A 24,956-nucleotide genomic window follows, 5' to 3' on the forward strand; every position below is an offset into this window, starting at 1 on the left:
ATCATAATAGATGTAAGTTTTTTATGAAAGGGCAGATTTAGTTTATGTCGAGTTTTTTAATTGTCTTAGATTTAGTTTTATTAGTCATTATTTTAGTCATGGTTGGTATCTGGGCTTGGAATAAAATTCAAGCTAAATCAATCGGTGGCGAATTGACTAATGAAGAATTTAAAGAAGGCATGCGTAAGGCACAAATTATTGATCTGCGTGAAAAAGAACCGTTTAAACGCAAGCATATTGATGGCGCTCGCAACTTGCCATATACCATGCTTAAGTATCAATATACTGAGCTTAGAAGCGACTTGCCAGTTTATCTTTACTCAGATTCAAAGACCATTACTTTGAGAGCTGCCCGTTTTTTAAAGAAAAAGGGTTTTGTTTCTATCCATTGGCTTAAAGATGGCTTTGAAGCTTGGGATGGTCGAACTAAGAAGTCAAAATATTAAATGAAAAGAAGACGCATTTGGAGGGGGTAACTCTAATGCGCTCTTTTTTTGTATCAAAATTAAGAAAGGTGATGGGGATGAAAAAGGTACTAGCGATTGTAGGACCAACAGCTATCGGTAAGACAAACTTGGCAATTGATTTAGCTAAAAGGTTGAACGGCGAGATTATTTCTGGCGATTCCATGCAAGTTTACCAAGAAGTGGCAGTGGGAACTGCAAAGGCAACTGCAGAAGAACAAGCGCAAGTGAAACACTACTTAGTTGATACGCAATCCGTTTTTGACGAGTATTCAGTTAAAGATTTTGTGGATCAAGCAACAAAAGCGATTGAAGAGATTAGCCAAAAAGGTAAGTTACCAATTATTGCAGGCGGGACAGGTTTTTATGTTAATGCTTTATTGAATAAGATGCAGCTAGGCGAGAAAACTCCAGAAGAGCGTAGCGTTTCGCAAAAGTGGGAAAACTACCTCAAGGAAAAAGGCGCAGAAAAATTGTGGCAGGTCTTGAATGAGCAAGATCCTAAGGCGGCAGAAAAAATACCAGTAGCCAATAGTCGCAGAACTATGCGAGCATTGACTGTGATTGAGCGTACAGGCAAAAAGTTTTCAGAGCAACAAAAGCAGATCGAGCCGCGTTATGATTACTTGATTATTGGCTTGAATTCTGACCGTCAAGAGATATATCGCAGGATTAATTTGCGTGTTGATAAGATGATGGAGCAAGGGATGCTCGATGAAGCAAAATTTATTTATCAAAATCGAGCACGAGAGTATCAGGTCTTGCAAGCAATTGCGTATAAGGAATTTTTCCCTTATTTTGAAGGGCAAGAGACGCTAGAGCATTGCATTGAAGATTTAAAGACAGCTTCGCGCCGCTATGCTAAACGTCAATTGACTTATTTTAGAAATAAATTACCAGTAGTTTGGTTTGATCCGTTAGATGATCCGGGTTGCGAACAAAAGATATTGAAGAAAGTCAAGGAATGGAAAAATGAATAATTTGCCAGAAAAATTACAAAAAATTGTTAAAGAAGTTGATCAACAGATCGCACCTAAACTGGCTGAGATTGAAGATCAAATTGTTTATAATACGGCTAAAGTTTTGGCGGCTTACCAAGCTAATGATGTCGCTGAAGCTGACTTGAATGGGGCTAATGGCTATGGCGACGATGATATGGGAAGAGATAAGCTAGATAAGATCTATGCTCAAGTTTTTCAAACTGAAGATGCGGTAGTTCGGCCTCAATTTGTTTCAGGCACGCACACTTTGTTCGTAGCTCTAGCAGGTAACTTGAAGTACGGCGATACGCTAACTTATTTAACTGGACAGCCTTACGATACTTTGCAAAAAGTGATTGGCTTGACTGATGATAAGCGTGGTACTTTAGTCGAGCGCGGCGTGCATTTTTCATATGTGCCGTTAACCGATGATGGGTTAGTTGATTATGACGAGGCTGAAAAGGTTCTTAAACGTGATCAACCTAAGATCGTTGCCATTCAACGTTCACGTGGCTACTCCACCAGAAAGACCTTTACAGTTGATCAGATTAAGGACATGATTTCCTTTGTTAAACGGGTCAGCCCTAAGAGTATTGTCTTTATTGACAATTGTTATGGCGAATTTTCGGAAAAACATGAGCCAACTGAGTATGGTGCTGACTTGATGGCAGGTTCGCTGATTAAGAATGCCGGCGGTGGTCTAGCTAAGACCGGTGGTTATATTGTTGGTAAAAAAGACCTGGTTGAAAATGCAAAACTTGCATTGACTGCTCCAGGCTGCACCGATGAGGGCGCCACTATTGGCAATTTGCATGACTTTTATGAAGGCTTTTTCTTGGCTCCTAATGTTACCGGTATGGCTGAAAAGGGGATGATTTTTGCGGCTGCTTTGTTTGCCAAAATGGGCTTGAATGTTACCCCAGCTTGGGATGAGAAGCGAAGCGATATTATTGAGACAATTATTTTTGGTGATCCTGATAAGATGGTTAAATTTGTGCAAGAAGTACAGAAAAACTCACCGATTGATTCCTTTGTAACGCCTGAAGCTGTGCATATGGAGGGCTACGAAGATAAGATTATTATGGCTGCTGGTAATTTTGTTTCGGGTTCAACTATTGAATTTTCAGCGGATGGTCCAATTAGACCACCTTATGCGGTTTATATGCAGGGTGGCTTGACTTATGCGCATGACAAAGTAGCTATTATTAACGCGGTTCGTGATACATTTTTTAACAAAAAATAAAATTTAAAAATAATCACTAGACCAATTTGACTTTTTAAAATTGGTCTGCTATTGTATTAAACAGTTCTAGGAGATAAGAATAAATCATAGGACCATACCAATTTAATATTTTTTGTTTTATAGGTGAATTAACTATGAGTAAACAATATACTGCAGAAGAAATTAAGCAAGAAGTTGAAGACAAGGACGTTAGATTTTTACGCTTGGCCTTCACTGATATTAACGGTACTGAAAAGGCCGTTGAAGTACCTAAGAGTCAATTAGATAAAGTTTTGACTAATGACATTCGCTTTGATGGTTCTTCAATTGATGGCTTTGTTCGTCTTGAAGAAAGTGACATGGTTTTATATCCAGACTTCTCAACTTGGACAGTATTGCCATGGGGTGACGAACACGGTGGTAAGATTGGTCGTTTGATTTGTTCAGTTCACACCACTGATGGCAAGCCATTTGCTGGTGATCCAAGAAATAACTTGAAGCGTGTTCTTGGTGAAATGAATGAAGCTGGATTCGACACTTTTGATATTGGTTTTGAAATGGAATTCCATCTTTTCAAGTTAGACGAAGATGGCAATTGGACTACTGAAGTTCCAGATCATGCTTCATACTTTGACATGACTTCAGACGATGAAGGTGCAAGATGCCGTCGTGAAATCGTTGAAACTCTTGAGGGCATGGGCTTTGAAGTTGAAGCAGCTCACCACGAAGTAGGTGATGGTCAACAAGAAATCGACTTTAGATTCGATGATGCTTTGACTACTGCTGACAGATGCCAAACCTTTAAGATGGTAACGCGTGCAATTGCTAGAAAGCACGGTTTGTTTGCAAGCTTTATGGCTAAGCCTGTTCAAGGTCAAGCTGGTAACGGGATGCACAACAACATGTCATTATTTAAGAATGGCAAGAACGTCTTTTATGACAAGGATGGCGAATTCCACCTTTCAAATACTGCTCTTTACTTCTTGAATGGTATTTTGGAACATGCTCGTGCTATTACTGCAATTGGTAACCCAACCGTTAACTCATACAAGCGTTTAATTCCAGGTTTTGAAGCTCCAGTTTACATTGCTTGGGCTGCTAAGAACCGTTCACCACTTGTACGTATTCCAAGTGCTGGTGAAATCAATACTCGTTTGGAAATGCGTTCAGCTGATCCAACTGCTAACCCATACTTGTTACTTGCTGCATGTTTAACTGCTGGTTTGAATGGTATTAAAGAACAAAAGATGCCAATGAAGCCAGTTGAAGAAAACATCTTTGAAATGACTGAAGAAGAAAGAGCAGAACATGGTATTAAGCCATTACCAACTACTCTTCACAACGCAATTAAGGCCTTCAAGAAAGATGATTTAATTAAGAGCTCATTAGGTGATCACTTAATGCACAGCTTCATTGAATCAAAGGAATTAGAATGGTCTAAGTACTCACAATCAGTTTCAGATTGGGAACGTCAACGTTACATGAACTGGTAAAAATAAATAAGTAATTGGAAAATCTCGTGGTGATTGAGGCCACGAGATTTTTTTGTAAAATATAGATTTTTCAAAAGCATATCTAATCGTAATTAGTCTAATTACGATTAGATAAGTGAACTTATGGATAAGTTTTTAAATCTAGTAGGATAAACTTTTACCAAAAATCAAAAAATATTCTCTTCAAAGAAGAGCAAACTGCTATATAATTGTAATAATGACTGGACTGGTATCCCTAATTAGTTTAGGGATACTTTTGTGTTAATGAGAATGTATTGGAGTCGATGGAATGAGAAATAAGACATTAGTAGCATTTTGTTTGATAGCTGCAATGATCAATTTAACTGCTTGCCAATCGCAAAAGCAGACTAATAATCGCCAAACTATTGAAAAATCTGGTGTGACTCAGAAACAGACTCCCAAAAGATTAATTGTTAAGAGTATGTCAGATACTGAAAAATCTAGTGCAATCTCAATTTATGGATCGATGAAATATGGGGATGCATGGAAGACTGCATATAGTGATGCCAAGAAAAATCATTTGAGCATTAGTGTAAAAAATCGAACTGGTTTTAATTGGATAAAAAAAGGTAGAGGTTACATTTATGAAGTAACTGGCAATGGTCAAGAAAATAATGCTTTTTATACAATGAAAAGTGAAACCGTATATTTTTATAATCAGAAGAAAAATTTAGGTGTAGCAAGTTTATCTGAAATAGCTTCATATTTAAATGAACATAATCAAGTAAAAGCTGTAGAAAAATTAGCAACTAAGACTACTTTGGCTGCTGAAGTTACATCTGACAAATATGGGGTTAAGGGTGACGATGGCCTAGCATTAGTTCCAACGAGACTTTGGGGTACTTGGTACAACTATAAAGGAAAGAAGTTAGTAATTACTGATCATACTGTTAATGGTGAAGAAATTCATCATATTTCTAATTCTGGTGTAGCAGCAGAATCCTTAGATCAAACGGAAAAGTGGGCTAGAGCTCGGATCGAAAATATTAATGGATTAAATTGCTATCATGTTCAAACATTGAATGCTCAAGATTTTGGCTTACTTTATTCTGTCCAAAAAGATAATGGCAATACGGCAGTAGTAACTTATAGCGTTGATACAGGTCATTATACGGCTACTTATTGGAAGAGCACCAAGATAGCCAAGGAACACCGAAATGCAGAATTTAAGACTTTAAATTAATATTTGTAAAGAAGTATTAAAATAATTGCAATGAACAAGAAGTATAATTTTTGTAAAATAATCGTGTAAGAAGTTGGCGGATCGTATTTTTTATAATACTATTAAGCAAAGAGATAGAATTATTGAAAGAAAAGGGGATTCCTTTTGAAAAGTAAATTAACTGTTTTGGTTGCAATTTCAGCTGCTTTAACTTTAGCAGGATGTAGCCAAAGTACACAAGGTAATAGTAATTCACAATCACAGTCAGAAAAATCAAGTCAAGTTTCTAAGAGTAACTCAGAAAAAACTGGCACCTCAGAATCAAGTAACAGTCAAAACTCAGCAAAATTATCTGCTGAGAATATGGACTATAAGACGCAGGTTAGTGCAATCTCTGTCTATGCTGCACAAAAGTATGGCGACACTTGGGAAATTGCAGTTAATGCTGCCAAAAATGGTAATTTAGGTGTTGCGTTCAGAACCAAAGCCGCAACAGGTATTACTTCTGATAACTCAGGATATGTTTATGAGGTCTCCGGTACCGGTAAAAGCAGTAATGCTCGTTACATGCTAAACGGAGATGGAGCACAAAAGAAAATTACTATTTTTGTTAAGCAAAGAAACCTTGGTACTGTAACTTTACAAGATGTAGTTGATTACATTAATAAAAATAATGATGTTGATCTAGTTCAAAGCTTGGCTAAAAATGCCAAACTAAATGTTAAACTTGAAGGCGATAATGACAATGCAGCTGGTGCTAAGGAATCTGCTAGTGCCGTAATTCCATCAAGCTTGCAAGGTACTTGGTACACTGCAGATACTGGCAATGGCAATATCGATACTTTGACTGTAACTGCTAATAAGATCAATGATGAAGCTGGTTTTAGCATGGATGTAAAGGCTAAAAATTCAGGTTCTTCAACTAGTTCAGGCTATATGAAACAAGCTACTATTAATGGAATTAATTTCTATAGTTTCACTAATATGGGTCAGGAGCCAGGTCAAGGTAGTACATACTTAGCACCGCATACTGAAAATGGTCAAAGCGTAATTGTTTCAGCTAACTCTAAGGGAACAACTAATGCTGTCTACTGGAAGAGCGAAGCCTTGGCTAAGCAAAACTCCAACAAGCAATTTAGCGATCTACAGTATTAAAAGTGAATAAAATATAGAATTAGGCGATATCTTTGTGATATCGCCTTTTTTGCTGTGAAGACGTTTTTATAAAACTTTTACTTACGAAGAAAAAATTTTTCTGGTAAAGTAATCAACGTTGCAGAAAAAAGGAGGAAAAATTTAATGGATAATACTCAAAGTGGGATGAAAGCTCGCATCATGTTCAACGGCCTTGGCGTGCTATTCTTCCATTAATGTTTGGAGCATTTTGGGGATGTTCAGTGAAACTTCATTGAACATTGCCCTACCACAATTGATGAAGGCTCTTCAAGTTGGTCAGTCTTCAATTCAATGGCTGGTTACTGGCTATATGTTGGTAATCGGGATTGTCCTTCCACTCTCAAGTCTTTTGACTAAGTGGTTTACGACCAAAAAGCTAGTTTTATTCGGAATCGGAGCCTTTATCATTGGCTCACTTATTTCCGGTTTTGGTAATAATTTTTCTATCGTTTTAGTTGGTAGAATGATTCAAGGGATTGGTACTGGGATCATTTTGACATTGATGTTTACGATTGCGATGTTAATTTTTCCACCAAACAAGTTAGGGACGGTTAACGGTGTCTTGGCTTTAGTAATTATGTTTGCACCTGCAATTGGGCCAACTTTGACCGGTTTAATTTTGGCAGCAGGTTCATGGCGTGATATCTTCTTTACTTTTGCTTTGATCCTAGTTATCGCTTTTGTCATTGGTTTGTTTACTTTAACAAATGTTAGTCAAATTACTAAGCCAAAGGTTGATTGGCTTTCAATCGTTTTGTCAATTATTGCTTTCTCAGGTTTGATTGCTGGTGCTAGCTTTGCTAGTGAAATGGGCTGGTTGTCAGTGCCAGTTTTGGCTAGCTTAATCGTTGGGATTAGCGCCTTAGTCTTTTATGTCAGAAGACAACTTAAACTTAACGTACCAGTTTTGAATATGCGGGTCTTTAGGCATCGCAACTTCACCTTGGGTGCGATCTTAGTGATGATCGATTTTGGCATCATCTTGTAAGCGATGTATCTTTTGCCACAATATTTACAAAATAGGTTGTTGGTAGCTGTTGCCCTGACGGGGATTATCATGCTTCCTGGTGGAGTGATCAACGCTGCTACTAGTGCCTTGGCTGGTAGAATGTACGATAGCTTTGGTGCTAAGTGGCCAGCAAGAATCGGCTTTGCCGTTGCCTTTGTCGGGGCCGTAATGTTGGCTTTAGTAACTACGCACAGCGCTATTTGGTACGTAATCTTGGCTCACATTATCTTGATGATTGGTGCTCCGCTTGCGATGTCGCCATCACAAACTTCAGCTTTGAACTCACTTAAGGGCCTGGAATCAGCCGATGGGTCAGCTATTTTGAACACGATGCAACAAATTGTTGGTGCTTTGGCAACGAGTTTCTTGACTGTAGGGAGAAATGCAGTAACCGGTTCTGCAGCCTTCAAGTTTACCAACGGTGTGCACTACGGGATGTACTTTACCATTGCTTTAACAGTAATCGGCTTCATCGTTGCCTTGTTCGTTAAGGATGATGGTAAGTATACTGATTAGAATTGTAGATTGAATGGAAGTCGTTAATCGCTCCTGTTTGGAGTGGTTGATGCCTTTTTTGACAATTTAAGATAATTGTTCACTAGATAGAAAAAGGAAAATGGTTAGGTTATACTAAACAAAGGTAAAACGAGTGATTTACGTACTAAATTCATTAAAGGAATAAACCAATTTACGAGGTGAAATCTAATGAAAAAAGAATTATCATGCAAAGGCTACTATGGTTCAGTAGAATATTCATTAGAAGACAATGTTCTCTATGGTAAAGTTATTGGTATTAAAGGTCTTTTGTCTTACGAAGGACAAACATTAGATGAATTGAAAAAAGATTTCCAGGGTGTTGTAGACGAATACTTGGCAGATTGTGAGGCTCAAGGAATCAAACCTCAAAAATCATATAAAGGTTCTTTCAATGTTAGAATTACACCTGAATTGCATATGAAAGCAGCTGCTTATGCAGCTAGCCAAGCTGAATCACTCAATAGTTTAGTAGAAAAAGCTATTAAAAAATATGTAAATGCATAATATAAACTGTCATGTTATATCCATATGTAGAATTTTCAAACGAGTTAATAGTAACTTATTCCCAAATAATGAAAGATAAAACAGTTGTAGGCGGTAAAAATTTTAGTTTATTTTGAACAGACAACTGATTATGGCTTTAAAGAAGCAAGATATGAATTGCCAAGTTATCGAAAAATCTATAATTATGATTTTACTGCTACAGAAACGGCGGAAAATTTGGATTTTTTGAAAAGAAATGAGCCTATAATTTGGAAATGTGCTGAGGAAGATGGTAGGGAAAAGGTATAAGAGAAAATATTTTAATTCTGAATATGAGTTTGTCATGCATATGGAATATGAGCTTCCTTGTACATAAAAATATCCGTTGGTGTATTTAATTACACAACGGATATTTTTTTAGTTATTAATTGAGACAGATTTTTGAGCTACTTTTTCAGCGATTTTGATAAATGGTATATAGAATAAAGTAGTAATTACAATAATTATGATTTGAATTAAAATTACTTTCCAATCACCACCACTTGCCAAAAATCCTGAAATAAATGGTGGAGTAGTCCATGGAAGGTAAACACTCAATGGCTTTACGAAGCCGATTGCAGTAGCATAATAACCAATAATACCACCAATGACTGGACTTAATACAAACGGAATCATCATAGGAATATTAAATACAATAGGAAAACCGAAGATAATAGGTTCATTAATCTCAAACACACCAGGTACTAATGCTAAATTTACTACTTTTCTAAATGGTGAATAATGGGAAACAAGTAATACAGCTATGATTAATGAAATCGTTAATCCAGTACCGCCCATTTGAGTATAAACAGTAACAAAGTCAGAGTTGATAATATGAGTTGGAACTTGTCCATGAGCAACAGCAGCCATATTTTCGTTCATGTTAATCAAATTAACAGGATCAAGTAAAGTGCCATTGATAACAGTTTGGTGAATACCTAAAGTAAATAAGAAGTTACCGGTTGAATAAATAAGTAGGAAACCTGGAAGTGATGTATTAAGTTTACGTAGAGGTTCTTGGATAATGGTAGAAATTAATGTAATTAAGTCAGTATTCATTGCTGACAGAATAGCAGCGACGATACCAAAGACAGTAACAATAATCAGACTGGGAATTAAAACGGTGAAACTCTGTCCGACTGCTGGTGGAACCATCGGCCCTAAGTTAATTTTAAATGCTTTTACTTTGGAAAATCTGATAAAAAGTTCTGTTGCTAGCAATCCGACGATAATGCCACCGAACATGCTCTTAGTGCCAATACTATCGTATAAAACTGCGTTAGTAATAGTTACAGCTACTTTGGAGCCTACAGGTACTGTTTTAAAATTAATAGCAAGTAAAGCAAATAAGGAAGCTAAGGATACAGGGATACAACCAATAGGATTCTCATATCCCTTGTTTTTAGCTAAGAAGTAAGTGATCATAGCACAAATTAAAATACTTGAAATATTTAGAGTTCCGTTAGTAACGGCAGTACCAAATACTTGCCATTTAGCTAAAGTAGCCCCTTTAAATAAGTAAGGTAAGATCAAACTATTAATTAAAGTGGCAAAACCAGCCAAGATATACATTGGCATAATAGTGGCGAATGCATCCCGCAATGAGCGTAAATGAACTTCGTTACCAATTTTTACTGATACTTCTGTAAATTTATCAGTAAATTTTCTGAAATTAGATTTTTCTTGAGTTGAAGCAGGCATTTTGTATTCCTTCTTTCTATTACAACTCCTTACCGTTAGAATGAATTACTCGTTTAAGCCAGTAATAGCTCTTCTTAGGTACACGCTTCATGTCTTTAAGATCATGGTTAGTGCGATTTACATAAACAACACCGTACCGTTTTTCCATATCACCCGATGAACTTAAGATATCGATTAGTCCCCAACCTAAATAGCCTAGAACTTCTACGCCATCTTCATTGATAGCTTCTTGAGTAGCGAGAATGTGAGCTCGCATGTATTTAATTCGTTCATCGTCTTGGATTTCATTTTTTCCGTCCCAGTGTTCTCGAAGACCGATTCCATTTTCAATAGGGAAGACTGGAATGTGATAGCGTAAATAGATTTCATTGAGGACATCTCTTAATCCTTGTGGATCAATAGACCAGTGCCATTCACTTTCACGTAAATATGGGTTAGGCTTATCACCGTAAGCGAGATAATAATTAGGGACAGCGCCAACTGGAATCTTAGTTGAGTCTAAAGTCCTTGATTGGTAATAGGAAAATGCTAAGAAATCGCTACGGCATTTTCTTAATTGATCTAGTTCGACATTAGTCATGTTGACATTGATGTGATGAGATTTTATATAATGTATTACCTCAGTTGAGTATTGACCATATGAAAAGACATCTAATAAATTATTATTAATGAATTCTTCGTAGCGATGAGTTAAAAGAATATCATCTGGGTTAGGGGATGCAGGATAAACTTCTGAATAGGCTAACATTCCTCCAATTTTACAATTTGTATTTTCATGAATATAGTTTGCGATAGATGCATGACAATACATTACATTGTGGGCAATTTGATAGAGATCGTCGATTGAATCGTCTTCCTTCATGACACCAGCTATCTTAAAGGCACCGGGTTGGGAGTAAAGATTTTGCTCGTTAAAAGTAATCCAATACTTAACTCGGTCAGAAAAATGATCAACTAATACTTTTCCATATCTGATGAAGGCCTCACAAGTTTCTTTACTTAAAAAGCCGTCATACTTTTCTGCAAGGTGAAGTGGCATATCAAAATGGTACAAGCAAATCATTGGTTCAATTCCACGTTTAAGACAGCCATCAATTAGGCGATCATAAAACTTAAGTCCAGCTTCGTTAATGTCACCATCACCATTTTTTATTACTCGTGACCATGAAACTGAAAAGCGATACATATTCATACCTAAATCTTGCATTAGATCAAGATCCTCATCAAAGTTGTGGTAATTATCATTGGCAAAATGCCAATCACTAACTTTTTCGGTAGCAGGCCGAATATCATAAACGGATTTACTTTTACCATCTTCATTCCATCCGCCTTCTGTTTGCATGCTAGAAACTGAGTTACCCCAGAAAAATTTATTCATTATAATATCTCCCCTCTAGTTGGATAAACTTTCTTTTATGTCTTAGTTCACTATTAGTTATAAATGTAATCGTTTTCTAAGTAAATGGGAGTTATTATATAGGTAAAGATAAAGCTTTACCTATTTTTAGAGAGAAGAGTATAAAGATGACAAAGTATGTTGAAATTGCTAATGATATTGAACGTAAAATTTTAAGTAAAAAGTATGTGCAAAAATTACCTAATGAAAAATTTTTAGCTCAAAGTTATAACACGAGCAGAGTAGTAATTTCACGTGCTTTAAAGGTTCTAGTGGCTAAAGATATTTTAAGAGTAATTCAAGGGAGTGGAATTTATATTAAAAAGAAGAATTCTCAATTTCCCGAAATGATAGAAACTTCAGCCGCAGAACATGATGGTTTTTATTTTTCGATGAGAGGAAAGGGCAAGATCACTAGTCATATAATTTCTTTTGATATTAGAAAACCTGATAGTGACGAAAAGGAAAAATTGAAGTTAAATCCTAATGATGATGTCTATGATATTATTCGTCAACGTTTGATTAATGGAAAACCAGGAAAATTAGAATATACTGTTATGCCCGTTAAGGTTATTCCAGGAATTACAATCGATGTAATGCATAAGTCTATTTATGATTACATTAGAAATGAACTTCATCTGGAAATAGGAAAGGCCAATCGAATTATTGTGGCCGATAAAGTTGATGCGTATGATCAGGATTATTTGGATTGCCAGCCAGATGATGCTGTATTAGCAGTACATCAATTAGCTTATTTAAAAGATGGAAGACCCTTTGAAATATCAGAAACTCGTGATCGCTATGATCGTGCAGGCTATATTTTATTTGAAGTAAATAACATATAAAATTTGTTGTTTTTAGAACAAGGTAAGTCACATAGAGAACTAACTCAACTTAGAACCATGAAATTGCTATATTATATGCAAGCGGCTAGTTTAGTAGTGAGACAAGAGCCTTTGTTTAATGATCCCATTAAGGCCTGGAAATATGGACCAGTTGTAGCAACGGTTCATGGAAGATACAATGGGCGTAGAGAGATTGTGGGAACCATTAGTCAAAAAGATCGTAATGATTTTGCTAAAATTCAAAATATACCTTCCATAGTAGCATTATTGAATAAAATTTGTGTAACTTATCATAATGCAAATGATTCAGAATTAGTTAGTCAAACTCACAATGAAATGCCTTGGCAAACTACCGATCAAAGTACAGATGCCAAAGAAAAACTTGAAGAGAGAGGATTGTTGCCATCTTCTATTTATGATGTAGAGGATGAGGATGCATTCTGGGATCAATTTTTGTGATGAAAAGAAGAGAGTTGCGTCATTCAAGATTATTTCATGATCGATATAGTTCAAAATAAATATTAAAATACCATTTTAGCAACAATGTAAGTTGTTAAAATGGTATTTTTCTTTTTCTCTTCTAAAAAATTATTGAGGCAACAATGATAATTTCACTCTAAGGTTACCACCTTTTAATAATGCTTGATGTGAGATAGTTTGATTACAATTTTGACCATTAAAACTTCTACCAGAAACAAATAAGTTGGTATCTTGATTATTTTCAGTTGATAAGTTTAATTGTTTTCCATTTTCTAATTTGATAGTAACTAAATCAAACAATGGAATACCAAAAACATAGCTGCCTTTACCGGTAGCTTCAGGATAGAAGCCTAGTGCTGACCATAGATACCAAGAACTCATAGACCCGTTATCTTCATCACCGGGATAACCTTCAGTTGACGAATCGAAAGCTGATAGCATTTGTTTAATTATTAATTCAGTATAGTGGGGCTTACCAGCTAAAGCAAACAGGTAAGGGATATGAAAGCTAGGTTGATTTGAAATAGCTAATTGACCAAAAGGCTGTGCAGCCATTTCGCGCATTTCGTGAATAACTTGACCATAACTTCCAGTATTGTATAAAGGAGATTGATTCACAAGATCAACAAGTTTAGCTAAGAATTTTTGCTTTGAGCCATATAATTTAATTAAACCTGGCACATCTTGAAAGACATTAAAACTGTTTTGCCAAGAAGAACCTTCAGTAAAGCCATTTCCCCAATCATGATCGTTAAAATTGTTTATAAAATCACCTTGTTTATTCTTGGGCACCATTAAACCAATTTTTTTATTAAATAGATTTTGATAATTTAAACTACGCTTGGCATAGTAGGTTGCATATTGTGTTTTGTGTAATGTTTTTGCTACAACACTGATTGCCCAATCTGAGTAGGCGTAGTCTAAAGTTTTATTAACACTTTCAGGATAATTATCTGAAACATAGCCTAAAGTTTTATATTCTTCTAGTCCTTCACGTCCATATTTCGAATCCTTACTAGAAGTTTCTGCGCTTTTAATCATAGCTTCAAAATATTGCGGCAATTTGTCTTTAATGATTCCTTTAGTAGCTGCATCTGCAACAATAACGTCGAGCATTGTACCTGGCATCATTCCTCGTTCGTCAGGTGATAACCAACGTGGAAGATAACCAGTTTCTTGATAACTATTGAAAAATCCTTCTAAAAATTCCGCATATTTTTTTGGACAAAGTAACGAATAGAGTGGGAAGTTAGTACGATAAACATCCCAGAAGCCAACATTAGTAAACATTTTACCTGGAAGAGTCTTCTTTTGAACCGTGCTGTAGTGAATTGGCTGGCTTTCAGGAGATAGTTCATAGAATTGCATCGGATATAGAAAAGTACGGTAAAGATTTTCGTAAAAAGTTAGGATCTGTTCTTTTTTGTGATCTTGAATATCAATTAAATTAAAAATCTTATTCCAGGAATTAATAGAATCTTGGTGAATTTGAGCAAAAGAATGTAAATTAGACAAATTATATGCAGCCTGGTCTGCACTAATAAAGCTGGTTGCAAAAAGTAATTCATCATCGTCTGCAATGCTAAAAATAAAATCAGTATCTTTTTTGTGATCGATTTTCTTTTCAAATTTGAGGTTACTTGCTTTAATTGCGAGCCACATCGTAAAATTAGGATCTTCGCAAGCAGAAAAGTTTTGTAATTTTAAGATATAAATTGAGTCTGAAAATGTAGCTTTGGCTAGTTTCTCTCCTGATAAAACAAGGGATGCAGGTTGATTAGAATAATTGATAAATTTTAAGGCGCCACCAAATTTATTACTAGTAGCCATGATCCGGACTTGTTGGGAAATATTTTCAATGGCTAAATAGTCTGGTCTAAAAATAGAGTGATCGCGATTATAATCATCAAGGTCATCAAAATTTGGACGAGTTTTTATTTTGAATAAAAAATGTTGAAAATCACCAATCCAAGGGCTGGGTTGATGAGTTAGTCGGATACCTGCAAAAGTATATTCATCGGGATTGAACCACCAACTATTGTCTTGATTAGTTTGGACGCTGAGATAATTCATTGCAAATGGTGTACCTGTTAAAGGCAGTGTATTACCGTGTGAGAAATGATAATTGCTTTTACTACCGATTCGAGTGTCAATTTGTGTAATATCCATAATTAATTTTCTCCTTTAGTTGAAGCACGAGTTATTAACTTAACCGGGACGATGATTTGTTTATTAAATTCTAATTTTGGATCATTAATTTGCCTTAGTAAGAGATTGATTGCGCTTGCTCCTAATTGATTGAAGTCTTGTCCAATACTGCTAAGTTTGGGATTGGTTAAGTTGGTAATGGGCAAATTATCAAAACCAATTATTGCTAGGTTCTGTGGTACATTAATATTATTTTTCTGAAAGAGATCTAATAACTTAAAAGCTAAAATATCGTTTTCTGCAATAATAGCATCAATCTTTTGCTTTTTAAGATAATCAGATAATTTATCGAGACTTAATTGGCGTAACGTTTCAGTTAACTCTAATGGGTTAAATCCTGTAATATTGCTTTTTCTAAGTGCTTTAACATATCCTAAAAATCTTTCTGCTACAGAACCACTGAGGTCATTGGTAAAGTTAGTATTACTATAAAAAGCTATTTTTTGATATTTTTGGTTAATTAAATGCTGGCATGCTAGATAGCCACCTCCAATATTGTCACTAATCGCACTAGGGATAATTGCGCCTGGAATAGTTTGGTCAAGTAGAACAAGAGGAAAGTCATGCAAGTAAATGTTTAGTAATAGAGGCAGTTCTTTGGCTAAATTTTGGGGGTAATAAATAATACCTGCATAATTTTCTTTTAGTTGATTTAAAGATAAGTCAAAAAATTCTTTATTGGTAATTGAGAGTAACTTCCAGGTTGTATCATTGAGTACGCTTTGGATACCTGAAACGTAGTTACCTAAATCAGAATTTCCAGAAAAGGGAAGTACTAATAAAATTTGGTGGGATTTTAATGTCCCATGTTCCTTGACGAAGCTACCTTTTCCTTGAATACGATAAATTAAGCCGTCTGCATTTAAAGCATTTAAAGCGTGTTTAGCTGTAATACGACTTACGTGATATTTAATTGTTAGTGCTTTTTCACTAGGGACTAATGCGTTAGGAGCAATTTCTCGTCGGAGAATTGCTCTTTTTAAATCATTATAAATTTCAATATATTTCATTGAGTCATCTCACTTGGTATATCTACAAATACCGACTTTTCGGTATTGTTTCCGCTTTCAGTGACAATTTAAGCAGAATAAATGATATATTTCAAGTAGTAAAAGATACCAAGAAAGAGTGGAAGAAAATGAAGACAATTCCAAAGGGCATTAATGAATTAACTGATCAGGTTAAAAACTTATGTAATGGTAAACATGAAAAATGGGGTAAAGTTTTTGAATTAACTTTTTCCGACACAGTGAAGAATGCACTAGTTGAAGATGAACATGGAATTTTTGTATTAACAGGAGATATTCCTGCAATGTGGCAGAGAGATTCAACTGCACAAGTAAGACCATATTTGATTGCGGCAAAGAATGATTCTGAAACTGCAAATTTATTAAAGAAGGTTTTACAGCGTCAATTTTTTAATATGAGTCTTGATCCGTATGCCAATGCTTTTAATCAAACCGCAAATAATAAAGGCCACCAAGATGATCAAACTAAGATGGGACCATGGATTTGGGAAAGAAAGTATGAAATTGATTCGCTGTGTTATCCTATCAACTTAGCTTATCTTTATTGGAAAAATACTGATGATACTTCTATTTTTGATAATGAATTTATTGCAGCAACACATAAAGCGGTAAATACGTTGAAAGTTGAACAAAAGCATGTAGATTCGCCATATACATTTGAACGCTTTATTGATCGACCAGAGGATACATTAATTAATCATGGTCGTGGTGGTGATGTTGGTTACACAGGAATGACATGGTGCGGTTTTCGGCCAAGTGATGATGCGTGTGTTTATAATTACTCAATTCCGGAGAACATGTTTGCCCATGGTGTGTTATTGCAATTAGCTATAATTTACCGAGAAGTACTTCATGATTCAGATTTTGCAGCCAAGTGCGGTGCATTAGCAGATGAAATCTGGGAAGGAATTCAAAAATATGGTGTGATGAAAGACCAATCTGGTAATAAGATATTCGCTTTTGAAGTTGATGGTCTAGGTCACAAATTATTTATGGACGATGCCAATGTTCCTGATTTAATTAGCTTACCTTATTTAGGCTTAATCGCGGCAAATGATTCTTTATATCAAAATACGCGCAACGCTGCATTAAGTAAGCAAAATAAATATTATTATGAAGGAAAATATGCTAAAGGAATAGGTTCACCACATACGCCAGTAGGATATATTTGGCCAATTGCTTTAGCAATTGAAGGGTTAACTAATTCAGATAAAAAATATAAAGAACAAATTTTGAATACATTAGTTGCCACTACAGGTAATACAAACATGATGCATGAAGGATTTGATCCTAATGATCCAACTAAGTTTACTAGACCGTGGTTTTCATGGGCTAATATGATGTTTTGTGAATTAGTCTTAGATTACTTTGATTTAAGAATTGAAAATTAGAGGTTAGAATTATGACAAAGAAAAAAGTATTTATTATTTCACACAGCCATTGGGACAGAGAATGGTATATGAGCTTTGAAGAACATCATATGCGTCTGATTAATTTGATGGATGATTTATTATATTTGTTCAAACATGATCCAGATTACGATAGTTTTCATCTTGATGGACAAGATGTTATCATTGATGATTATTTGTCAGTACGCCCTGAAAAACGTGACGAAGTAATGAAGTATATTAAAGAAGGAAAATTAAGAGTTGGTCCTTTTTATATTTTGCAAGATGATTTTTTGATTAGTCCTGAATCTAATGTGAGAAATATGCTTATTGGACGAAAAAAGGCTTTACGTTATGGACATGATCGAGTGCCTGTAGGCTATTTCCCTGATACCTTCGGTAATATGGGGCAAGCTCCACAAATTATGAAGTTATCTGGCTTTGATACTGTTGCTTTTGGTCGGGGAGTGATGCCAACAGGATTTAATAATCAGGTTGGCCAAGGCGATTTTGATTCAACTTATTCTGAGATGTGGTGGCAATCTCCTGATAAAGATAAGGTGCTAGCGATTTTGTTTGCTAATTGGTATTCAAATGGTAATGAAATTCCTGTTGATCGGGATGAAGCTAAAAAATATTGGACACAAAAGTTAGCAGAAGCTGAAAAGTTTGCTTCAACACCAGATCTTTTATTTATGAATGGTGTAGATCATCAACCACCGCAGATGGACGTAACTAAGGCAATTAAGGTTGCTAATGAACTTTTCCCTGATTATGAGTTTATTCATTCCAATTTTGAGGATTATATCAAGCAGCTAAAGAAAGATTTGCCTAAAGACTTATCAACGGTAAAAGGAGAATTGACGTCACAAGACACAGATGGTTGGTATACCTTAGCCAATACTGCTTCTAGTCGTATTTATCTGAAACAAACTAATACTAAGATGGAACGATTATTAGAAAATAAGGTTGAGCCCATCTTTTTATTAAATAAGAAAATCTCTGCTTCCGATCAAGATAAACTTGAATACGCTTGGGAAGAATTATTGAGAAACAATCCACATGATTCTATTACTGGTTGCAGTGTTGATAGCGTCCACCGAGGAATGATGAATCGTTTTGCTAAGGTAGGACAAGTAGGTAAGTCATTATGTGAATCAGCTCTAAATGACTTTACTCAAAAAATTAATACTACTTCTTTACCTAAAGATGGTTATCCGTTTGTAGTAATGAATCCTTCTGGAATTAAAAGAACTGAAGAAAAGACAGTTACCTTGGAAGTACATCGTTGTTTGTTTGCAGGGACTACTCCACAAAAAGCATATCAAGAATGTGCAGAATATCTGCAGAAGCATCAAAATTATGGTGTTTACGATGGACAGAAGCGACCATTGCCATATCGCGTTGAAAAGAAATATGTTCAATTTGGTTATGATTTACCAGAAAGAGCATTTAGAGTACCATACATGGCAGCTTATGTCCAAATTACGTTTACTTCTTCATTAGCACCTTTTTCATGGACAACATTTTATCTAGCTCATATTAAGGAAGATCAAGGTCAAAAATTAGGTACTACTCAAAATGAATATCAATTAAAGAATTCAAATATTGAAGTTGAAGTTACTAAAAACGGTCAATTAAGAATTTATGATCGCTTTGGTAAATTAGGTACTGTAATGAATTTAGTTGATACCGGGGATATTGGTAATGAATACATTTATCGTCAATCAGCAGATAATCAAGAAATAATTTTTGATAGTAAGATTCGTGATTTAGTTAAGACGGATTTAATTGATGGACAAAAACTAAGCTTCACTCAAACTATGATGCTACCAGTTTCTGCTGATGAAAAATTAAAGCAAGAAGAAGAGCAGGTTATTGATATTACTCATCGTACAGCTAAGCGTTCCAACGTATTACATGAATTTAAGTTAAGAGTTGAACTGATATTAATGGACCAATGGCATCATGTAGAGATCAAGATTGCTGGTAATAATGAAATTAAAGACCATCGTTTGCAAGCTGTTTTCGATACGGGGATGCAAGTAGCAACGAATGATAGTGATTCGATTTTTGAAGTTGTAACAAGAAATAATAAAGTAAGTAAAAACTGGAAGAACCCAGAAAATCCGCAACATGAGCAAGCCTTTGTTTCACTGCACGATGCAGAGCGAGGAATTGTTGTTGGAAATTATGGACTAAATGAATATGAAACTAATTCAGATGGTTCTAAATTAGCGATTACGCTTTTGCGTTGTGTTGGAGAATTAGGCGACTGGGGGTATTTTCCAACTAAGGATTCACAGTGTCAAGGTAAGTTTCATGCTAAATTGTCTGTTCAGTTAACTGATGGTTCTGAGAAAGAACAAGTAGCAGCATACCAAATTGCTAAAGCAAATCAGATTGAATTAGTTGCCAGTCAACTTGGACACCATACTGGTGAATATAAGATTGATGAGCAATTCTTATCTATTAATAATCCTGCTTTTCAAGTTACTGCTACTTACGTAACACCTGAAGGAAAAATGTTAGTACGTGGATATAATTTGACTAACAAGATTCAGCCCCTTAAAGTAAAACTATTTGGTAAAGAGGCTACAACAATTGTGAACTTGTTAGGTGAAGGAATGATAGAAAAGGTTACTTCTGATCTTCAACCAGCTGAAATTAGAACCTATGAATTTGATTAAAACATAAAGAGGATACTCTTATCTTTGAGGTAGAACTATGGATATCTTCAAGAAATTAGATTGGTTCTTCAAAAGAGAGAAAAAAAGATATGCTATTGGTATTACTCTGTTAGCAATGACATCATTAGCCAACCTGATTCCTCCCCGAGTGTTGGGTGTGATGGCTGATGAACTAGATAAAAATCATATTACTTGGAGTCAATACGGGTTATTAATCTTGGCAGTAATTGCCACAGCAATTGTGATTTATATTTTACGCTACTTTTGGCGAAAACAAATTTGGGGTGGTGCAGCCAAATTAGAAAGACAAATGCGTTCTAAACTTTATCATCATTTTATGATTATGGATCGAACATTTTACCAGCGCCATCGTACTGGTGACTTAATGGCACATGCGACTAATGATGTTTTGGCTATTCAAAATGTAGCAGGTGATGGCATTCTTACTTTGGTTGATGCATTAGTAATTGGGATTTCTACAATGATAGCAATGATTTGTTTTATTGATTTTCGCTTAACCATTGTGGCATTAATTCCATTTCCATTTCTAGCTTATGGTGCTAAAAGATTAGGTACGCGTTTGCATGATGCTTTTGATAGATCTCAAGCAGCCTTTTCTAAATTAAATAATAAAACGCAAGAGTCAGTTTCAGGTATTAAGGTTTTGAAAACCTTTGGTGAGGATGAAAATGACACTTCTTCTTTTGATCAGATGGTAGATAAAACCATTAAGATTAATAAAAGAGTTTTTGTGTGGAATTGTCTATTTGATCCGTTAGGTACCTTCATTGTAGGGACGACATATGCGATCACCATTATTTATGGTGGTCTGTTAGTCAAAAATAATACTTTATCGATCGGGCAATTGGTGTCATTCATAGCTTATATTGGCAATATGGTTTGGCCAATGTTTGCGATAGGTTATCTGTTTAATATTTTGGAAAGAGGGAGCGCGAGTTATGATCGAGTCCAAAAATTATTAGATGAAAAGCCTTTAATTACTGATGCACATGCAGATGAAAAATTAACTTCAAAAGATATTTACGGTGATTTGCAATATAACATAAAGAAATTTGCCTACCCTGATGAAAAAGAAATTCCTGTCTTGACTAATATTCAATTTACTTTAAAACCTGGTCAGACGTTAGGATTAGTTGGAAAGGTCGGCTCAGGCAAAACAACTATCATTCAACTGCTTTTAAGAGAATTTGATGATTATCAAGGGGAAATTTTATTAAATGGACATGATATTCGGACTATTCCATTAAATGTGTTGTTGCGTAATATAGCTTACGTTCCACAAAATAATTATTTGTTTTCAACCAGTATTCAGAAAAATATTGCTTTTTCTCAAGGAGATGCTGGAGAAAATCAGATTATTGAGGCGGCCAAAAAGAGTGATTTGCATAATGATATTCTTCAGATGCCTTTAGCTTATAACACATTAGTAGGTGAAAATGGGATTTCACTTTCTGGTGGGCAGCGTCAACGTATTTCAATAGCACGTGCTTTGCTTAAACATAGTCAAATTTTAATTATGGACGATGCCTTGTCAGCAGTGGATGCTAAAACTGAAACAACAATTTTAAGTTCTTTAAAACAAGAGAGGAGAAATAAAACAACTATTATCGCAGCTCACCGTTTGACTTCAGTCATGAACGCAGATCTTATTTTGGTTCTTAAAAATGGTCATATTATTGAACGAGGAACTCATCAACAGCTATTAAAGCAAGATGGCTGGTATGCAGAGATGTGGCGCCGACAAGAATTAGAAGATAAGGTGGGTGAGTAGTAATGGATGAAAAAAGTAATCAATCTATTTGGGCGAAAAATATCCCCATGAAAGAACAGTGGCAAATTATTAAGCGCTTGTTCAGTTTCTTCATGTATTATAAAGTTCAAATTATTGTAGCGATTATTGGTGCGTTCTTAGTAAGTGCAATTAATATGTTGTTGCCATATGGATTGCAGTACTTTTTAGATCATTTTTTGCTTAATCAAAGTGCAACTACTCAAATTATTTTATTTGCAGGATTGTTGTATGCTTTAGTGTCGATTATAAAAGCTATACTGCAATTTGTTTATGAATATTATTATGCTGTAGGAGCTGAGTATACCTTAGAGAAAGTAAGAAAAGTATTGTATCGGAAATTGCACAGGTTAGGGATGCGTTATTTTGATCAAACACCCGCTGGTTCAATTGTTTCAAGAGTAACAAATGATACGATGACTTTGAGTAGCTTTTTAACAGTAGTCAATAGCACTTTAATGGCGATTTTCTCGATTATAACGGCATTGATTGCAATGTTTATGACTAATAAAATAGCGGGATTATTAATGTTAGTTTTTCTGCCAATCATGTTATTAATCATGTATGTTTATTCTCTTCAAAGTTCTAAGCTATATCGTGATTTTCGTGAACGATTGAGTCGAATTAACACCAATTTAAATGAATCAATTGAAGGTGTTTCTGTAATTCAGCAATTTAAACAAGAAGAGAGGATGACTAATCTTTTTGAAGGTGAAAATGGTGGATTACAAAATGTTCGATTGAACATGATTCAGATGAATTCCTTATTATTGTCGCCACTTACTAGTTTACTGTATTCTTTAGCATTAGCAGTTTCATTAATGTATTTTGGTTTTCCTCTTCATGATGTTTTTGTCCCAGCTGGTGTTGTATATGCATTTTCTCAATATATTTCTCAGCTTTTTAATCCAATAGCTACGATGATGGATCAAATGACATTATTCCAAGATGGGATAGTAGCTGGTAAAAGAATATTTCGCATTTTGGATAATACTGAATATGAACCAAAGCAAAATGCAGTTCAAGGATTAAAAATTAAAGAAGGAAAAATTGAATTTAAACATGTTAATTTCTCATATGATGGAAAACATGAAATATTACATGATATTAGTTTTACAGTAAATCCAGGTGAAACCCTTGGTATAGTTGGCCATACAGGATCAGGTAAAAGTTCAATTATTAATGTTATGATGCGTTTTTATGAATTTTATCAAGGAAAAATATTAATCGATGGGGTTGATATTAGGAAATATCCTAAAGAAGAATTGCGTAAAAAATTAGGATTAGTTTTACAAGAGCCTTTTATGTTTTATGGTGATATAAGTTCTAACATTAGACTTTATAATCACAAAATTACTGATCAGCAAATAAAAACAGCAGCTAAGGAAGTACAAGCTGATCAATTTATTGAAAAAATGCCGGGTCAATATCATGCCAAAGTAATTGAAGGCGGTACTGAATTAAGCCAAGGTGAAAGACAATTGATCTCTTTTGCACGAACGTTGGTCACTGACCCTAAAATTTTAGTATTGGATGAAGCAACTGCTAATGTTGATACTGAAACAGAAACCTTGATCCAACAAGGATTAAAGAGGCTACGTAAAGGACGAACAACTTTAGCGATTGCGCACCGTTTATCAACGATAGCTGATGCTGATCAGATAATTGTGTTGGATAAAGGTAGGATTATTGAAAAAGGTACGCATGAGCAATTGCTCGCCCAAAAAGGTTATTACTATAATTTGTACACTTTGCAAAATGATGGTGGAGAGAGTTAGATTGATAGGTATTATACTAAATCATTTTTTTCAATTCTTTCACGAAGTCTTTATCTAGTGGTGTTTGCGATATTTTAGAACTGTTTATAGGGTTATTGATTGGACGATAGATAGTTTGAATATCTGGAGTAATGGGATCATTACAAAAAACTTTTCGTCCGTTTATTGAATGTGGGGCGACAATCTTAGAATTAGGAATTAATGCAATGTATTTTTTAGAAGGACCAAATTTGAACCCGGTTGTTCCCGTTGTACATCCAGCAGTAGGATAACCAATTGTTTTTACGTTGGGATTTCTAGTTAAAGCAATTATGGTGTATTCAGCTGCACTGGCAGTATTTTCATTAGTAATAACAAAAACTTTACGTTTAGTTAAATGATGTGAACTTAATGATGAAACAGTGCGATTATTTTGTTTAATTGTATTCGAATTCAGTGTAATATTAGTGACTTTGCCTGTCTTGGTGATTTCTGATAATACCTTACCGTTAGGAATAAAATTAGACAAGCCTGCAATCATAACTCTATAATCTCCACCTAGATTGTTTGAAAAGTTTAAGATAAGCGGTTGTTTTTGAGAAATCTGTTTTATTTTAGATTTAAGTACCGCAACATATTTATTTCGAGCGGTGGAATTTAAACTATAAAAACTAGGAATATTAATTATTTTGAGGTTATCTTGAGAAGTTAATTTGGGATAATGTATGTTTTCAAAGTCATTCATAGAATTAACAGCAGAAGCATGCTTATTACCAGTGTATAAGACTTGGTTTAATATTTTTAGGGAATGAATTTTCTTACCATAATTATATTTTTGAGTAATTTCTTTCCATTGCTCTGGATGATCAATAAAAGCTTGTTTATTCATTTCTTGAATAACAGGAGATGCGTCCCACTTGGTAGAGGTAGAAGGCGTAGTATTTTGACTGCATGCAGTAAGAGAAGAGAGGAGAATAATACTAATAGTTAAAAGAGCGTTACGAGTTAATTTCATGATAAAACACATCCTTTCTTAAACAAAAAGTTTAAATTAAGTTCTCATAGTT

18 protein-coding genes and 1 pseudogene are annotated in these 24,956 nt (G+C 35.0%); 14 read left to right on the forward strand and 5 right to left on the reverse strand.

What is annotated here, in order from left to right; all coding sequences use genetic code 11:
• Positions 1-44: 44 nt before the first annotated feature.
• The 8 genes and pseudogenes from CP352_RS06200 to CP352_RS06235 all read left to right on the forward strand — a co-directional run bounded on the left by CP352_RS06200 (position 45) and on the right by CP352_RS06235 (position 8,568).
• Positions 45-446, forward strand: a complete 402-nt coding sequence (locus CP352_RS06200; protein WP_005719815.1) for a rhodanese-like domain-containing protein — start codon at positions 45-47, stop codon at positions 444-446.
• A gap of 77 nt (positions 447-523) precedes the next feature.
• A complete protein-coding gene (gene miaA / locus CP352_RS06205) occupies positions 524-1,444 on the forward strand; it encodes a tRNA (adenosine(37)-N6)-dimethylallyltransferase MiaA (protein ID WP_013086631.1) in 921 nt (306 codons plus the stop codon).
• Positions 1,437-2,687: an aminotransferase class V-fold PLP-dependent enzyme gene (locus CP352_RS06210; RefSeq protein ID WP_089150959.1), complete on the forward strand. Its 1,251-nt coding sequence runs from the start codon at positions 1,437-1,439 to the stop codon at positions 2,685-2,687. The genes miaA and CP352_RS06210 overlap by 8 nt, the downstream gene beginning before the upstream one ends.
• A gap of 134 nt (positions 2,688-2,821) precedes the next feature.
• Complete coding sequence (glnA, locus tag CP352_RS06215; RefSeq protein ID WP_005719812.1) at positions 2,822-4,159, forward strand: type I glutamate--ammonia ligase; 1,338 nt, start codon at positions 2,822-2,824, stop codon at positions 4,157-4,159.
• A 289-nt stretch (positions 4,160-4,448) separates the two neighbouring features.
• Complete coding sequence (locus CP352_RS06220) at positions 4,449-5,363, forward strand: ABC transporter (protein ID WP_089150958.1); 915 nt, start codon at positions 4,449-4,451, stop codon at positions 5,361-5,363.
• A 144-nt stretch (positions 5,364-5,507) separates the two neighbouring features.
• Complete coding sequence (locus CP352_RS06225; RefSeq protein ID WP_089147083.1) at positions 5,508-6,497, forward strand: hypothetical protein; 990 nt, start codon at positions 5,508-5,510, stop codon at positions 6,495-6,497.
• Positions 6,498-6,712: 215 nt separating this feature from the next.
• Positions 6,713-8,043, forward strand: a pseudogene (locus CP352_RS06230) (DHA2 family efflux MFS transporter permease subunit).
• Between the two features lie 189 nt (positions 8,044-8,232).
• The gene (locus tag CP352_RS06235) at positions 8,233-8,568 is read left to right on the forward strand and encodes a type II toxin-antitoxin system HicB family antitoxin (RefSeq protein ID WP_089150957.1); all 336 of its coding nucleotides are present in this window, start codon (positions 8,233-8,235) and stop codon (positions 8,566-8,568) included.
• Positions 8,569-8,964: 396 nt separating this feature from the next.
• Here CP352_RS06235 and CP352_RS06245 read toward each other — a convergent pair whose 3' ends face one another.
• Both CP352_RS06245 and CP352_RS06250 read right to left on the reverse strand, forming a co-directional pair.
• Positions 8,965-10,287, reverse strand: coding sequence for a PTS sugar transporter subunit IIC (locus CP352_RS06245; protein ID WP_089150956.1), 1,323 nt, complete (start codon positions 10,285-10,287; stop codon positions 8,965-8,967).
• 19 nt (positions 10,288-10,306) lie between these two features.
• The gene (locus tag CP352_RS06250; protein WP_089150955.1) at positions 10,307-11,665 is read right to left on the reverse strand and encodes a glycoside hydrolase family 1 protein; all 1,359 of its coding nucleotides are present in this window, start codon (positions 11,663-11,665) and stop codon (positions 10,307-10,309) included.
• Positions 11,666-11,811: 146 nt separating this feature from the next.
• Here CP352_RS06250 and CP352_RS06255 point away from each other — a divergent pair, with 146 nt between their 5' ends.
• Together CP352_RS06255 and CP352_RS06260 are read left to right on the forward strand one after the other, a co-directional pair.
• Entirely contained in the window at positions 11,812-12,528 is a 717-nt protein-coding gene (locus CP352_RS06255) for a GntR family transcriptional regulator (protein WP_089150954.1), read from the forward strand.
• Positions 12,529-12,585: 57 nt separating this feature from the next.
• The gene (locus tag CP352_RS06260; RefSeq protein ID WP_089150953.1) at positions 12,586-12,987 is read left to right on the forward strand and encodes a Panacea domain-containing protein; all 402 of its coding nucleotides are present in this window, start codon (positions 12,586-12,588) and stop codon (positions 12,985-12,987) included.
• 129 nt (positions 12,988-13,116) lie between these two features.
• Here the strand turns inward: CP352_RS06260 and CP352_RS06265 are convergent, their stop codons facing one another.
• A complete protein-coding gene (locus tag CP352_RS06265) occupies positions 13,117-15,177 on the reverse strand; it encodes a GH92 family glycosyl hydrolase (RefSeq protein WP_089150952.1) in 2,061 nt (686 codons plus the stop codon).
• 2 nt (positions 15,178-15,179) lie between these two features.
• A complete protein-coding gene (locus CP352_RS06270; protein ID WP_089150951.1) occupies positions 15,180-16,226 on the reverse strand; it encodes a substrate-binding domain-containing protein in 1,047 nt (348 codons plus the stop codon).
• A 128-nt stretch (positions 16,227-16,354) separates the two neighbouring features.
• Here CP352_RS06270 and CP352_RS06275 point away from each other — a divergent pair, with 128 nt between their 5' ends.
• From CP352_RS06275 to CP352_RS06290, 4 genes are read left to right on the forward strand one after another with little or no spacing between them, the layout of a single operon-like run.
• Positions 16,355-17,635: a glycoside hydrolase family 125 protein gene (locus tag CP352_RS06275; protein WP_061204883.1), complete on the forward strand. Its 1,281-nt coding sequence runs from the start codon at positions 16,355-16,357 to the stop codon at positions 17,633-17,635.
• A gap of 11 nt (positions 17,636-17,646) precedes the next feature.
• On the forward strand, positions 17,647-20,322 hold the full coding sequence (locus tag CP352_RS06280; RefSeq protein ID WP_089150950.1) for an alpha-mannosidase: 2,676 nt from the start codon (positions 17,647-17,649) through the stop codon (positions 20,320-20,322).
• Between the two features lie 37 nt (positions 20,323-20,359).
• Positions 20,360-22,114, forward strand: coding sequence for an ABC transporter ATP-binding protein (locus CP352_RS06285; RefSeq protein WP_061204881.1), 1,755 nt, complete (start codon positions 20,360-20,362; stop codon positions 22,112-22,114).
• A 2-nt stretch (positions 22,115-22,116) separates the two neighbouring features.
• Positions 22,117-23,910 (forward strand): ABC transporter ATP-binding protein, encoded by a 1,794-nt coding sequence (locus CP352_RS06290; RefSeq protein WP_061204880.1) that lies wholly within the window; start codon positions 22,117-22,119, stop codon positions 23,908-23,910.
• A gap of 16 nt (positions 23,911-23,926) precedes the next feature.
• Here CP352_RS06290 and CP352_RS06295 read toward each other — a convergent pair whose 3' ends face one another.
• Positions 23,927-24,904, reverse strand: a complete 978-nt coding sequence (locus CP352_RS06295; protein WP_061204879.1) for a S41 family peptidase — start codon at positions 24,902-24,904, stop codon at positions 23,927-23,929.
• Positions 24,905-24,956: the final 52 nt, after the last annotated feature.

Source organism: Lactobacillus sp. UMNPBX1 (genome assembly GCF_002554085.1).
Taxonomy (GTDB): Bacteria; Bacillota; Bacilli; order Lactobacillales; family Lactobacillaceae; genus Lactobacillus; species Lactobacillus crispatus.